Genomic DNA, 12,633 nt, shown 5'->3' on the forward strand with positions numbered 1-12,633 from the left:
TCACCCTACGCATCACTCGATGGCGTACATATAACAATGGCCATTGAGTCCCATAGGAGATTGTGGATGTCGCGACCGAAACTGGGAACCCTGCTTCTTGTGAGCGCATCGCTGACGATCGGTTCCAGCCCCGCCTTGGCCGGTCTGGAAGCTGCCCGCGCCCTGGTGCCGCACCGCGCCGTCTATGACCTGAAACTGCGCGACGTTTCCGAGCGCTCCGGCATCGAAGGCATGTTCGGTCGCATGGTCTACGAATTCACCGGTTCGGCCTGTACCGGTTTCACCACGAATTTCCGATTCGTGACAAAGATCGACACGGGCGAGGAAATGCGGCTGACAGACCAGCAGACGACGACCTTCGAAAATGCCAATTCAGGCCAGTTCCGCTTCGATACCAAAAGCTACACGGATGAGAAGCTCGACAAACAGGTGACCGGCGAGGCGAAGGACGATGCGAACGGTCTGAAGATCGCGCTGGCCAAGCCGGATCCGCGGGAAGTGGACCTTACGCCGGCCAAGTTCCCGACGGAGCACATGCTGGAAGTGATCGAGAATGCTCGCGCCGGCAAACGCTTCTTCGAGGCCCGCATTTTCGACGGTTCCGAGGACGGCGACAAGAGCCTGATGACGAGCACGGTGGTTGGCTTGCAACAGACGCCGGCTTCCGATGATCCGGATGCGAAAAGCGCCGGGGAGTTCTCGGCCAAGCCCTACTGGCCGGTCACGATCGCCTATTTTAATGAAGATGCCAAAACGGACGCACTTCCGGTCTACCGCATGTCGTTCAAGCTCTACGACAACGGCATCACCCGCGATCTGACGATGGATTACGGGGATTTCGTCCTCTCGGGCACCTTGTCGAAGCTCGAGCTTCTCGACAAGCAGCCGGAGACCTGCCGCTGATCGGTGGGTTTCGGTATTGCTCCATCAGCGGCAGGTGAGACTGCCGCCGGCCTTCGTGTCGAAACTCTGCTCACAGGTTTTGACCTTCGTCTTGATCTCGACGAACACCGGCTTTGCCTCGCCCTTGTAGTGGCAGCCCAGAACCACATGGCGTCCCTGTGTATATACGCCGGCGACATCGAACCGGTTTTTCCCCTTGTTCGCCGTGCCGGTCGAACTGTCCGGTGCCAGCACCGCATTGTCTTCCACCGGCCCATCATAGACCTCGGACTGGATCAGGATCGATCCGGGGCGGGCCGGGCAGGCGGTCCCGGTTGCGAGCGCTGGCGATGCGACCGACATCACCAAAATTGCGCTGACGGTGACATGCAGTTTCAAGTCTGACCTCACGGAAAAAAAGCGCCAAGACGGATCTGTTCCTTTGGAGGTTGCTACAGGCGTCATGCGCTGTAAAGTGGCCGCAAGGCTTCTTCAGCGCCGCTATTCTTGATCTTCCGATGAAATTCGCAAGCGCGAAGGCTTGCATTTGCTGGGCAATGCCGTTATGCGCAGCCCATTCCACACGCGAAACTTGGGATGGTCCGGGAGAAATCCGGGCGGTTCCGCCGGTGGTCGATCGAAGATCGACTGTTCGTTTCGCGGGGGTTAAACCGGAAACAAGGAGAAAAAGGCATGGCATTGCCTGATTTCAGCATGCGCCAGCTTCTGGAAGCTGGTGTTCACTTCGGCCACCAGACTCATCGCTGGAACCCGAAGATGAAGCCGTACATCTTCGGCGATCGTAACAACATCCACATCATCGACCTCGCGCAGACCGTTCCGATGCTGTCGCGCGCCCTGCAGGTGATTTCCGACACGGTTGCCCGTGGCGGCCGCGTTCTGTTCGTCGGCACCAAGCGTCAGGCGTCTGAACTGATCGCCGACAGCGCCAAGCGCTCGGCTCAGTACTACGTCAACTCCCGCTGGCTCGGCGGCATGATGACGAACTGGAAGACCATTTCGAACTCGATCCAGCGCCTGCGCAAGCTTGACGAAATCCTGGCCTCCGACGCCCAGGGCTTCACCAAGAAGGAGCGCCTGAACCTCGAGCGCGAACGCGAGAAGCTGGACAAGGCTCTCGGTGGTATCCGCGACATGGGCGGCACGCCGGACCTGATGTTCATCATCGACACGAACAAGGAAAAGATCGCTATCGATGAAGCCAAGCGCCTGGGCATCCCGGTCGTTGCCATCATCGATTCGAACTGCGATCCGGACCTGATCGACTACCCGATCCCGGGCAATGACGACGCTTCGCGCGCCATCGCTCTCTACTGCGACCTGATCGCTCGTGCCGCCATCGATGGCCTGGCACGCCAGCAGGGCGCTTCGGGTCGCGACATCGGCGCCATGGCCGAGGCTCCGATCGAACCGGCTCTCTCGGAAGAAACCGAAGCCTGAGCATGACGATGTGCGGGGAGGGCGCCTGTCCCTCCCCGGCATTCAGAAGGCTGTCGAGAATGGCCTTCGACGAATTTGAGGCGTCCGGCGCCGGCGGAACCCGAGTTTCGCCAATCATCGCGTGAGATCGCGCGGACGGTTATTCATCACGCTGTCACACTTACGGGTACATTCGTGCCCCAAACGGGCGCCCGCCCACCGATTCCGGCAGGCGCACCCCTGATTGGACAAGAGGCAAACAATGGCTGAAATCACTGCTGCACTGGTTAAGGAACTGCGCGAGAAGTCCGGCGCAGGCATGATGGATTGCAAGAAGGCTCTCACCGAGACCGATGGTGATATCGAAGCCGCAATCGACTGGCTGCGCGCCAAGGGCATTGCCAAGGCTGACAAGAAGTCGGGCCGCACGGCCGCTGAAGGCCTGATCGGTATCGCCGGCGCCGGCCACAAGGCTGTCGTGATCGAGCTGAACTCCGAAACCGACTTCGTTGCCCGTAACGATGCCTTCCAGGACCTCGTCCGCGGCGTGGCCAATGTCGCGCTCGGCACCGACGGCACGGTTGATGCCGTTGCTGCCGCTACCTACCCGGCAACCGGCAAGTCCGTATCCGACACGATCAAGGACGCGATCGCCACGATCGGTGAAAACATGACGCTGCGTCGCTCCGCTCTGCTCGAAGTCGAGCATGGCGTTGTCGCCACCTACATCCACAACGCCGCCGGCGACGGCATCGGCAAGCTCGGCGTGCTCGTTGCGCTGAAGTCCGAAGGTGACAAGGCTGTTCTGACCTCGATCGGCCGCCAGGTTGCCATGCACATCGCTGCGACCAACCCGCTCGCCATCCGCGCCGAAGAAGTTGATGCCGCCGTTGCCGAGCGTGAACGCAACGTGTTCATCGAACAGTCCCGCGCCTCCGGCAAGCCGGACGCCATCATCGAAAAGATGGTCGAAGGCCGCATGCGCAAGTTCTTCGAAGAAGTCGCTCTTCTGTCGCAGGCTTTCGTCATCAATCCGGAGCAGACCGTCGGCGAAGCCGTCAAGGCTGCCGAAAAGGAAGCTGGTGCGTCCATCGAAGTGACCGGCATGGTTCGCCTCCTGCTCGGCGAAGGCGTCGAGAAGGAAGAAACCGATTTCGCGGCCGAAGTGGCTGCAGCCGTCAAGCACTAACTTTCATACGCCAAAACTTGTGAATGCAGGGGGCATCGCGTGACAATGCGATGCCCTTCGTGTATCCGGCTGTCGGTGTGATCCTCGAAGGAGTTTCCATGTCTTCCTCCCAACCCGTCTATAAACGCGTGCTGCTCAAGGTCTCCGGCGAGGCTTTGATGGGCAGTCAAGGTTTCGGCATCGACGTTGCCGTGGCCGATCGGATTGCCGCCGACATCGCAGAAGCGGTGCGTATGGGGGTTGAAGTCGGCCTCGTTGTGGGCGGCGGAAACATCTTTCGCGGCGTGGCCGTGGCCTCGAAGGGCGGCGACCGGGTGACCGGCGACCATATGGGCATGCTGGCGACCGTCATCAACGCGCTGGCGCTTGCCACCTCGCTGCGCAAGCTCGATATCGAGACCGTGGTTCTGTCGGCCATTGCCATGCCGGAAATCTGTGAAAGCTTCTCGCAGCGCCGCACCCTGCACCACATGGCCCAGGGCCGCGTGGTGATCTTTGCCGGCGGCACGGGCAATCCGTTCTTTACCACCGACTCTGCCGGTGCGCTGCGCGCCGCCGAAATCGGCGCCGAGGCGATCTTCAAGGGCACGCAGGTCGACGGCATCTATTCCGCCGATCCGAAGAAGGATCCGACCGCCACCCGTTTCGACACGCTCACCCACAGCGAAGTGCTGGAAAAGGGCCTCGCCGTGATGGATGTTGCCGCGGTTGCGCTGGCACGCGAAAATTCGATCCCGATCATCGTCTTCTCCATCCACGAGAAGGGCGGTTTTGGCGAAATCCTGACCGGCGGTGGCCGCAAGACCATCGTGACGGACATCTGATTGCAGGTTGCGGCAGGGATGCGCCGGCCGCTTTTTTGATAAGAACGGAGTGGAACATGAGTGGACCCGTTGATCTGAACGACATCAAGCGCCGCATGGACGGCGCCATCTCGGCCTTCAAGAGCGACATTGCCTCGCTGCGCACGGGCCGCGCATCGGCCAATATTCTCGATCCGGTGACGGTCGAAGCCTATGGTTCGCGCATGCCGCTGAACCAGGTGGCCAACATCACGGTGCCGGAGCCGCGCATGCTGGGCGTCTCCATTTGGGACAAGTCGATGGTCGGCGCCGTCGATCGCGCGATCCGCGAATCGAACCTCGGGCTCAACCCGATCGTGGATGGCCAGAACCTGCGTATTCCGCTGCCGGAACTCAACGAAGAGCGCCGCAAGTCGCTCGTCAAGGTTGCGCATGACTATGCCGAAAAGAGTAAGGTCGCCATCCGTCACGTCCGTCGCGACGGCATGGAAGCGCTGAAGAAGGCCGAAAAGGATGGCGTGATGGGGCAGGACGACAGCCGCGCCCAGTCCGAGCGGGTCCAGAAGATGACGGATGATACGATTTCCGAAGTCGACCGCTTGCTTGCCGAAAAGGAAAAGGAAATCATGCAGGTTTAAGGCCTGCGGTTTCGTATTGTCTCCAATCGGACGAAAGTGAGCGGTTTAGGATGGTCAGCGGTGAATTGCCACCAGTGCCTCAGCACGTCGCCATCATCATGGATGGGAATGGGCGCTGGGCGAAGGAGCGGGGCCTGCCGCGCACGATGGGTCATACCAAAGGCGTGGAAGCCGTCAGGCGCGCTGTGCGTGCCGCGGGCGACGCCGGTGTGAAATATCTGACGCTGTTTGCCTTTTCCTCCGAAAACTGGTCGCGGCCCGAAGATGAGGTCTCCGATCTCATGGGGCTGCTGCGCCGTTTCATCCGCCGCGATCTTGCCGAACTGCACAAAGCCAATGTGCGCATTCGTGTCATCGGCGACCGGACGAACCTCAGGGGCGACATCCTGCCCCTGTTGCTCGAAGCAGAAGAGACGACCAAGGCGAACAGCGCGCTGACCCTGATCATCGCCTTCAACTACGGTGCGCGCGACGAGATCACGCGCGCCATGCAAACTCTTGCCAGAGAGGTTGCGGAAGGCCGGCTGGCACCCGAAGCCATCACCGCCGAACTCATCACGGCGAAGCTCGACACGGCCGGCATTCCCGATCCGGATCTCATCATCCGCACGAGCGGTGAGGAGCGCCTGTCGAACTTCCTTCTCTGGCAGGCGGCCTATGCCGAATTCGTGTTCATTCCGGACTACTGGCCGGATTTCACGGCCGAGACCTTTGCCGAGGCTCTTCGGATCTACGCCGTGCGTGAACGACGTTTCGGTGGGATTTCCGCCACGCCGACGGCGGTGGCGGGCTGATGTCGCCGGAACTCAAAAAACGGATCGTCTCGGCCATCGTGCTGGCCATCGTCACTCTGGTGGCGACCTGGTTCGGCGGCATGTCGTTCCGTGTGCTGGCAGCGCTCATCTCGCTACTGGTCTATTACGAGTGGTCGAGCATGACGCGGCTTGCCGATCGCGATTTCCGCGGCAATGCGCTCGGCTGGCTTGCAGTCGCCTCGGTGTCCCTCAATCTCGTCCTTGGCGATGAAGGAATGGGCGTTCCGCTGATCGGCGGCTTCACCGTGACGGCCATTCTCTGGGTTCTGGCGCGGGGCGGCACGATGTGGCTACCGGGTGGCATCTTCTACGCGACAATGAGCGGCGTTTCGCTTGCTGCCATTCGCGGCGCCGACCAGACCGGTTTTGTCGCCATGTTGTTTGTCTTCGCCGTCGTCTGGGCGACCGATATCCTTGCTTTTTTCGTCGGTCGTGCGCTGCGGGGACCGAAACTCGCCCCCCGGATTTCACCCGGCAAGACCTGGTCGGGCGCCATCGGCGGCACGGCCTTCGGTGTCCTGGCCGGTGGCCTGATATCGCTCGCCTATTTCCCGATTCTGTCGCTGCGCACGGTGTTCATCGCCCTGTTCCTGTCAGTGGCGAGCCAGATTGGCGATCTTTTCGAATCCTTTATCAAACGTCGTTTCGGCGTAAAGGATTCCAGCCATCTGATTCCGGGCCACGGCGGCGTGATGGATCGCGTCGACGGACTTGTTTTCGCCGGTTTCACCGCTTTTCTACTTGCAATCATGAATGCGGCGTGGTCCGACAAGGCAACGGCTTCGGTCGCAGCCTTTCTGTTTGGTCTGTGACTGGCGAATGATGGAGGATATGGCCTGAATGGCGATACTGGGTTTGATTACCGGCTACATCATTCCGTTCATTCTCGTTTTATCCTTTCTCGTCTTTATCCATGAGATGGGGCACTACCTTGTTGGCCGCTGGTGCGGCATTCGCGTTACGGCCTTTTCCATCGGCTTCGGCCCGGAACTGATCGGTTTCACGGATAGCCATGGCACCCGCTGGAAGGTGAGTGCCATTCCGCTTGGCGGTTATGTGCGCTTCTTCGGCGACGAGGATGCCGCAAGCCGGCCCGATGGTTCGCAGATTGCCCAGTTGTCCTCCGTTGAACGTGCGCAGACGCTGGGCGGCGCAAAGCTGTGGAAACGCGCTGCAACTGTTGCCGCGGGCCCGCTTGCCAATTTTCTGCTGGCGATCGTCATTTTCGCAGCGGTTTTCAGCATTTACGGTCGCATGGTGGCCGATCCGGTGGTGGCAGAAGTGCGCGCTGGCAGCGCCGCGGCTGAAGCGGGCGTCGAGCCGGGCGATCTGCTGGTGGCTCTCGACGGCGAGGCGATCCGCACCTTTGATGATGTGCGTCGTTATGTGAGCGTGCGGCCGGAAACCCCGATCGTCGTCACCGTCGAGCGCGGTGGCCGTCCGCTGGATCTGCCGATGGTGCCGAAGCGGGTGGAAATCACCGACCAGTTCGGCAACCGCGTGGAGATGGGTCAGATCGGCATTGTGACCGACGAGCAGCGCGGCAATTTCCGCCGTGTGACCTATACGCCTGTGGAAGCGATCGGGCAGGGTGTCGCCGAAACCGGGCACATCATCACTGGAACCTTCCGTTATCTCGGCAATATCTTTGCCGGCAAGATGTCGGCCGATCAGATCGGCGGACCGATCCGGATCGCAGAAACGACAGGGCAGGTGGCGACACTCGGGTTTGTCGCCGTGTTGAATTTTGCCGCTGTCATTTCCGTTTCGCTAGGATTGATGAACCTCTTTCCGATTCCGGTGCTTGATGGCGGCCACCTCGTTCTGTATGCGCTTGAAGCGGTGAGGGGAAAGCCGCTGAATGAGCGTCTTCAGGAGATCGTTTTCCGCATTGGATTTGCGCTTATCCTCACTCTGATGGTGTTTGCGACGTGGAATGACACCATCGGCCGTTGGATTGGATGATATTGGGTTAGAAACCAACTGTTTACCTTGTTGAGAAGTCGCCGTGGCGATTGGGTCACGCCTTCAAAGGAAGTAAATAGAAATTAACAGGATACCTTGCTTGTAGGTCAAAAGCAGGTAAAACGACACACGTGGCCGGAGTCGGGTGCCACCCGCCGAGGGACAACGGGAAAAGGTAAGATTTGAAAATGAAAGCTGGTTCAAAGTTTTTGAACGCAGTCTCGGCGTTTGCGCTGTCTGCTGGTGTTGTCGCGTCGGGTGCAGGTGTTGTCGTGATCGCCTCGCCTTTGGTTGCCGAGGCCGCCGTTATCCAGCGCGTCGATGTGCGCGGGGCGCAGCGTGCCGGGCAGGAAGCTGTTCGTTCCAACATCACAATTCGTCCCGGCGTCAGCTTCTCGAATGCTGACATCGATGAATCGGTCAAGCGTCTTTATGCGACCGGTTATTTCTCGGATGTGAAGATCTCCGTCTCCGGCAGCACGCTCGTCGTGACCGTCAATGAGAGCCAGCTCGTCAATCAGGTGGTCTTCAACGGCAACCGTAAGATCAAGGACGACAAGCTTCAGGGCGTTGTCCAGACCCAGCCGCTCGGTCCCTACAGCGAAGCGCTCGCCAATGCCGACATCCAGCGCATTCGGGAAGCCTATACGCAGATCGGCCGCAGCGACGTTCAGATCACCACGCAGGTGGTTCCGGTTGGTCAGGGCCGCGTCAATATTGCCTTCGTGATCAACGAAGGTGAACGCACGAAGATCGCCAATATCAATTTTGTCGGCAACCAGGCCTATGGTGACCGCCGCCTGCACGATGTGCTGGTGACGAAGGAATCCGGTCCGCTGTCCTTCCTGACCCGCAAGGACGTCTATACGGACGACAAGCTGCGCGCCGACGAAGATGCTCTGCGCCAGTTCTATTACAACCATGGTTATCCGGACTTCCGTGTCGTTTCCTCTGATGCGGTCCTGGATGAATCGAAGAACGAATACACGATCACCTTTACCGTTGAGGAAGGTCCTCGTTATCGGTTTGGCGATATCTCTGTCGAATCCACCGTTCCGGGGATTGATGGTTCGCAGCTGAACGGTCTCGTCGAAACGAAGAGCGGCGACACCTATAGCGCCCGCGACGTCCAGAAGACGATCGAAGCGATTTCGAAGCAGGTTGCTTCGGCCGGTTATCCGTTTGCCCGTGTCACCCCGCGCGGTGACCGTAATTTCCAGACCAACACGATCGGTGTGTCCTATCTGGTCGATCAGGGTGAGCGCGCCTATGTCGAGCGGATCGAGATCCGCGGTAACACGCGTACCCGTGACTACGTCATTCGCCGCGAGTTCGATCTCAGCGAAGGTGACGCTTTCAATCAGTTGGCCATCACGCGGGCAAAGCGTCGCCTGGAAGCACTCGGTTACTTCAGCAAGGTCAATATCGGCACACAGCAGGGTTCGTCTCCTGACCGCGTTGTGATCGTCGTGGATGTTGAAGATCAGTCGACGGGCTCCTTCGGCATCGGCGCCGGTTACGCCGCCAATGACGGTGTCGTTCTCGAAGCTTCGATCGAGGAAAAGAACTTCCTTGGCCGTGGTCAGTACATCCGTCTTGCCGCAGGTGCTGGCGATAACGATGCGCAGACCTACTCGCTGAACTTCACCGAGCCTTATTTCCTCGGTTACCGTCTGGCCGCTGGTTTCGATGTGTTCAAGAGCCAGTCCTCCTCGGAGGATTATTACGAATACAACGAGCAGGGCTTCACGCTGCGCGTGACGGCTCCGATCACCGAAGAACTGGCGACAACGCTGCGCTACACCTACAAGCAGGTTGAATATTCCGGCGAAGGCAGCTGGACGACCGGCCTGTCGCAGCCGTACATCGATCTCGTCAACGGTGGCAAATACGAACAGTCGATCATCGGTCAGACGTTCACCTACAACACGCTCGACAGCATGACCCTTCCGCGTGAAGGTATCTATGCGACGGTGACGCACGAATTCGCAGGCCTTGGTGGTGATTCCGAATACTACAAGGTCTACGGTCGCGCCCGTTATTTCCACCTGCTGTCGGATGAGATGGACCTGATCGGCCAGATCGCAGTTGGTGCCGGCCATGTGGTTGCCACCGGCGACAAGCTGAACGTCTTCGACCAGTTCACCATCGGCGGCAAGCAGATCCGTGGCTTCGAAAGCGATGGTATCGGTCCGCGCATGCCGAATGGCGATACGCTGGGCGGCACGACCTATTTCACCGCATCGGCTGAACTCAGCGTTCCCATGCCGGCCCTGCCGGAGGACTTCGGTCTTCGTGCTGCCGTCTTCGCAGACGCAGGCACGCTTTACGGCAACGAAGTGGCCAACAGTGCTGGTGCACTTGGTGGCGACAGCGCCTTGCGCGCTTCGGTTGGTGCGGGTATCACCTGGGCTTCGCCCTTCGGTGCTCTGCGCTTCGATTATGCCGTCCCGGTCGTCAAGGAAGATTACGACCAGGAACAGCGTTTCCGCTTCAGCATGGCGAACCAGTTCTGATATCTGGCGTCCAGAACTGCGTGTGAAAATCTGTTCTGGAGCCTTGGCTGATGGACAACAACGACTTCTTTCCGCCGCATGACGGGGTGAGCCTTCGTGAGCTTGCACAGGTCATCGGGGCGGAAATGGTGGACGAAATGTGTGCGGACCGGTTGATCCGGTCCGTCGCCCCGGTTTCGCGGGCGAAAGACGGCGAGATCTGTTATATCGTCTCGCGCAAGCACAAGGCGGATCTCGCAACCTGCCGCGCCTCTGCCATCATTTGCGAACCGGCCCTCCGGTCGGTCATCCCGGACAATATTCCGATCCTGTTGACGTCGAGACCGGCTGCGGCCTTTGCCCTTGCTGGGCAATATCTGCATCCGACGGCAGCCCGTATCCCGGCGGTCACGGGCGTTGCCGGGATTTCGCCTGCGGCCTATGTGGATCCGACGGCACGGCTGGAAGCGGACGTGACCGTGGAGCCGATGGCCGTGATCGGTGCGAATGCGGAGATCGGTTCGGGCACCTATATCGGCGCTGGTGTCGTCATCGGTGCGGGCGTCAAGATTGGCCGCAATTCCTCGATCGCGGCCGGTGCCTCGGTTATCGCGGCGCTGATCGGCAACGGCGTCATCATCCACAATGGTGTGCGGATAGGCCAGGACGGTTTCGGCTTTGCGCCCGGACCGCGTGGCATGATCAAGCTCGTCCAGATCGGTCGGGTGATCATCCAGGACAATGTTGAGATTGGCGCCAATACGACGATCGACCGTGGCGCGATGGATGATACGGTGATCGGTGAGGGCACCAAGATCGATAATCTTGTGCAGATTGCCCACAATGTCTGCATTGGCCGGCATTGCGCGATTGCAAGTGGCGCTGGTATAGCGGGCTCGACGAAAATCGGTGACGGTGTTCAGATCGGTGGTGCCTCCGGCATCAATGGTCACATCACCATCGGTGACGGCGTGCAGATTGCGGCGATGAGCGGCGTGATAGCCTCGCTTCCGGCGGGCGGTCGTTTCGGCGGTATCCCGGCAAGGCCGATGCCGGATTTCATGCGTGATATCGCGGAAATCATGGCGAGGTCGGATGAGCGAGCAAGGAAAAGAGGAGACAGAAATGGTTGATCAGGAAAAGGCGGTGCTTGGCTCCGTTGAGATCCTGGAGATCATGAAGCTGTTGCCCCATCGGTATCCGTTCCTTTTGGTTGACCGGATCATTGATATCGATGGCGATAACAGCGCGACTGGTATCAAGAACGTCACGGTGAACGAGCCGCATTTTATGGGCCACTTCCCGGAACAGCCGATCATGCCCGGCGTTCTTCTGATCGAGGCCATGGCCCAGACGGCCGGCGCGATCTGTGCGCGCAAGCAGGACGAAGGCGGCAAGCTCGTTTATTTCATGACGATCGACAATGCCCGGTTCCGCAAGCCTGTCGTTCCCGGTGACCGGGTTGAAATTCATGTCGTGAAGCAAAAGCAGCGCGGCAATATCTGGAAGTTTCATTGTGAAGCCAAGGTCGAGGGCGCGCTGGTCGCCGAGGCTGATGTTGGCGCCATGATCCGTCCGAAGGAAGATTGATGAGTACAATTGCCGCCACAGCGCGGGTTCACCCGCTCGCCGTCGTCGAAGACGGCGCGGTGATCGGAGAAAACGTCACCGTTGGGCCGTTCTGCCGGATCGGCGGACGTGTCGTCCTGCATGACGATGTCGAGGTGATCTCGAACGCCGTTGTCACGGGACTGACCGAGATCGGGCGCGGAAGCCGCATCTTCCCGATGGCCGTGATCGGTGGCGTCTCGCAGAGCCTGCACGAGGCCGGTGAGGATTCGCGTCTGGTGATCGGCGAACGTTGCACGATGCGCGAAGGCGTGACGATGAACACCGGCACGGTCGGTGGCGGCGGCATTACCAGCGTCGGCAACGACTGCCTGTTCCTTGCCAATTCCCACGTCGCGCATGACTGCCGGCTTGGCAACAACATCATCCTGTCGAACAACGTCATGCTGGCCGGCCATGTGATGGTCGATGACCGTGCGATCCTGAGTGGCGGCTGCGCCGTGCATCAGTTCACCCGCATCGGTCGGCAGGCCTTTATCGGCGGTTTGGCGGCGGTCAATTACGACGTCATTCCTTATGGCATGCTGAACGGCAATCCGGGCGTATTGGGCGGTTTGAACGTGGTTGGCATGACACGCGCCGGCATTGAACGTGCGATCATTCATCAGGTTCGACGCGCCTACAAGCAGATCTTCGAGGCGGAGGGGTCCGTGCGCGCGAACGCAGCCGGCATCCGTGAGGAATTCCTGGACTGCAAGGAAGCGCTCGAAGTCATCGATTTCATCGGCGCCGACAGTGATCGCCCGATCTCCTCACCCTATCGCGGCAAAGCCTGAC

Annotated in this window: 13 protein-coding genes; 12 read left to right on the forward strand and 1 reads right to left on the reverse strand. The window is 59.8% G+C overall.

What is annotated here, in order from left to right:
* Window positions 1-66: 66 nt before the first annotated feature.
* Entirely contained in the window at window positions 67-903 is an 837-nt protein-coding gene (locus OU993_RS24500; protein ID WP_268161533.1) for a cell envelope integrity EipB family protein, read from the forward strand.
* 24 nt (window positions 904-927) lie between these two features.
* On the opposite strand, the gene OU993_RS24505 is transcribed toward OU993_RS24500, so the two are convergent.
* A complete protein-coding gene (locus OU993_RS24505; protein ID WP_268161534.1) occupies window positions 928-1,281 on the reverse strand; it encodes an STY0301 family protein in 354 nt (117 codons plus the stop codon).
* Between the two features lie 294 nt (window positions 1,282-1,575).
* On the opposite strand from OU993_RS24505, the gene rpsB reads away from it, so the two are divergent.
* The 11 genes from rpsB to lpxA all read left to right on the forward strand — a co-directional run bounded on the left by rpsB (window position 1,576) and on the right by lpxA (window position 12,632).
* Window positions 1,576-2,343 carry a 30S ribosomal protein S2 gene (rpsB, locus tag OU993_RS24510; protein ID WP_165219824.1) on the forward strand — a complete coding sequence of 256 codons (768 nt, stop codon included), beginning with the start codon at window positions 1,576-1,578 and terminating at the stop codon, window positions 2,341-2,343.
* Window positions 2,344-2,584: 241 nt separating this feature from the next.
* On the forward strand, window positions 2,585-3,511 hold the full coding sequence (tsf, locus tag OU993_RS24515) for a translation elongation factor Ts (protein WP_268161535.1): 927 nt from the start codon (window positions 2,585-2,587) through the stop codon (window positions 3,509-3,511).
* A gap of 98 nt (window positions 3,512-3,609) precedes the next feature.
* On the forward strand, window positions 3,610-4,335 hold the full coding sequence (gene pyrH, locus OU993_RS24520) for a UMP kinase (protein ID WP_268161536.1): 726 nt from the start codon (window positions 3,610-3,612) through the stop codon (window positions 4,333-4,335).
* A gap of 56 nt (window positions 4,336-4,391) precedes the next feature.
* Window positions 4,392-4,952 (forward strand): ribosome recycling factor, encoded by a 561-nt coding sequence (gene frr, locus OU993_RS24525; RefSeq protein WP_268161537.1) that lies wholly within the window; start codon window positions 4,392-4,394, stop codon window positions 4,950-4,952.
* Between the two features lie 50 nt (window positions 4,953-5,002).
* The gene (locus OU993_RS24530) at window positions 5,003-5,746 is read left to right on the forward strand and encodes an isoprenyl transferase (RefSeq protein ID WP_268161538.1); all 744 of its coding nucleotides are present in this window, start codon (window positions 5,003-5,005) and stop codon (window positions 5,744-5,746) included.
* Window positions 5,746-6,579 carry a phosphatidate cytidylyltransferase gene (locus tag OU993_RS24535; RefSeq protein ID WP_268161539.1) on the forward strand — a complete coding sequence of 278 codons (834 nt, stop codon included), beginning with the start codon at window positions 5,746-5,748 and terminating at the stop codon, window positions 6,577-6,579. The genes OU993_RS24530 and OU993_RS24535 overlap by 1 nt, the downstream gene beginning before the upstream one ends.
* Before the next feature lie 28 nt (window positions 6,580-6,607).
* The gene (rseP, locus tag OU993_RS24540) at window positions 6,608-7,732 is read left to right on the forward strand and encodes an RIP metalloprotease RseP (protein ID WP_268161540.1); all 1,125 of its coding nucleotides are present in this window, start codon (window positions 6,608-6,610) and stop codon (window positions 7,730-7,732) included.
* A gap of 188 nt (window positions 7,733-7,920) precedes the next feature.
* Window positions 7,921-10,248: an outer membrane protein assembly factor BamA gene (bamA, locus tag OU993_RS24545; protein WP_268161541.1), complete on the forward strand. Its 2,328-nt coding sequence runs from the start codon at window positions 7,921-7,923 to the stop codon at window positions 10,246-10,248.
* A gap of 50 nt (window positions 10,249-10,298) precedes the next feature.
* Complete coding sequence (gene lpxD / locus OU993_RS24550) at window positions 10,299-11,360, forward strand: UDP-3-O-(3-hydroxymyristoyl)glucosamine N-acyltransferase (protein WP_268161542.1); 1,062 nt, start codon at window positions 10,299-10,301, stop codon at window positions 11,358-11,360.
* The gene (fabZ, locus tag OU993_RS24555; RefSeq protein ID WP_268162521.1) at window positions 11,353-11,817 is read left to right on the forward strand and encodes a 3-hydroxyacyl-ACP dehydratase FabZ; all 465 of its coding nucleotides are present in this window, start codon (window positions 11,353-11,355) and stop codon (window positions 11,815-11,817) included. The genes lpxD and fabZ overlap by 8 nt, the downstream gene beginning before the upstream one ends.
* Window positions 11,817-12,632, forward strand: coding sequence for an acyl-ACP--UDP-N-acetylglucosamine O-acyltransferase (gene lpxA, locus OU993_RS24560; RefSeq protein ID WP_268161543.1), 816 nt, complete (start codon window positions 11,817-11,819; stop codon window positions 12,630-12,632). Before fabZ ends, lpxA begins: the two co-directional genes overlap by 1 nt.
* Window position 12,633 lies beyond the last annotated feature (1 nt).

This window comes from Rhizobium sp. SL86 (genome assembly GCF_026672545.1).
Taxonomy (GTDB): Bacteria; Pseudomonadota; Alphaproteobacteria; order Rhizobiales; family Rhizobiaceae; genus Neorhizobium.

What these genes read in the sequence shown, in the direction of transcription:
- lpxD (WP_268161542.1), top strand. Translation starts at nt 10,299, where the DNA reads ATGGACAACAACGACTTCTTTCCGCCGCATGACGGGGTGAGCCTTCGT.
- OU993_RS24535 (WP_268161539.1), top strand. Translation starts at nt 5,746, where the DNA reads ATGTCGCCGGAACTCAAAAAACGGATCGTCTCGGCCATCGTGCTGGCC.
- tsf (WP_268161535.1), top strand. Translation starts at nt 2,585, where the DNA reads ATGGCTGAAATCACTGCTGCACTGGTTAAGGAACTGCGCGAGAAGTCC.
- rpsB (WP_165219824.1), top strand. Translation starts at nt 1,576, where the DNA reads ATGGCATTGCCTGATTTCAGCATGCGCCAGCTTCTGGAAGCTGGTGTT.
- OU993_RS24530 (WP_268161538.1), top strand. Translation starts at nt 5,003, where the DNA reads ATGGTCAGCGGTGAATTGCCACCAGTGCCTCAGCACGTCGCCATCATC.
- rseP (WP_268161540.1), top strand. Translation starts at nt 6,608, where the DNA reads ATGGCGATACTGGGTTTGATTACCGGCTACATCATTCCGTTCATTCTC.
- frr (WP_268161537.1), top strand. Translation starts at nt 4,392, where the DNA reads ATGAGTGGACCCGTTGATCTGAACGACATCAAGCGCCGCATGGACGGC.
- pyrH (WP_268161536.1), top strand. Translation starts at nt 3,610, where the DNA reads ATGTCTTCCTCCCAACCCGTCTATAAACGCGTGCTGCTCAAGGTCTCC.
- OU993_RS24500 (WP_268161533.1), top strand. Translation starts at nt 67, where the DNA reads ATGTCGCGACCGAAACTGGGAACCCTGCTTCTTGTGAGCGCATCGCTG.
- bamA (WP_268161541.1), top strand. Translation starts at nt 7,921, where the DNA reads ATGAAAGCTGGTTCAAAGTTTTTGAACGCAGTCTCGGCGTTTGCGCTG.
- lpxA (WP_268161543.1), top strand. Translation starts at nt 11,817, where the DNA reads ATGAGTACAATTGCCGCCACAGCGCGGGTTCACCCGCTCGCCGTCGTC.
- fabZ (WP_268162521.1), top strand. Translation starts at nt 11,353, where the DNA reads ATGGTTGATCAGGAAAAGGCGGTGCTTGGCTCCGTTGAGATCCTGGAG.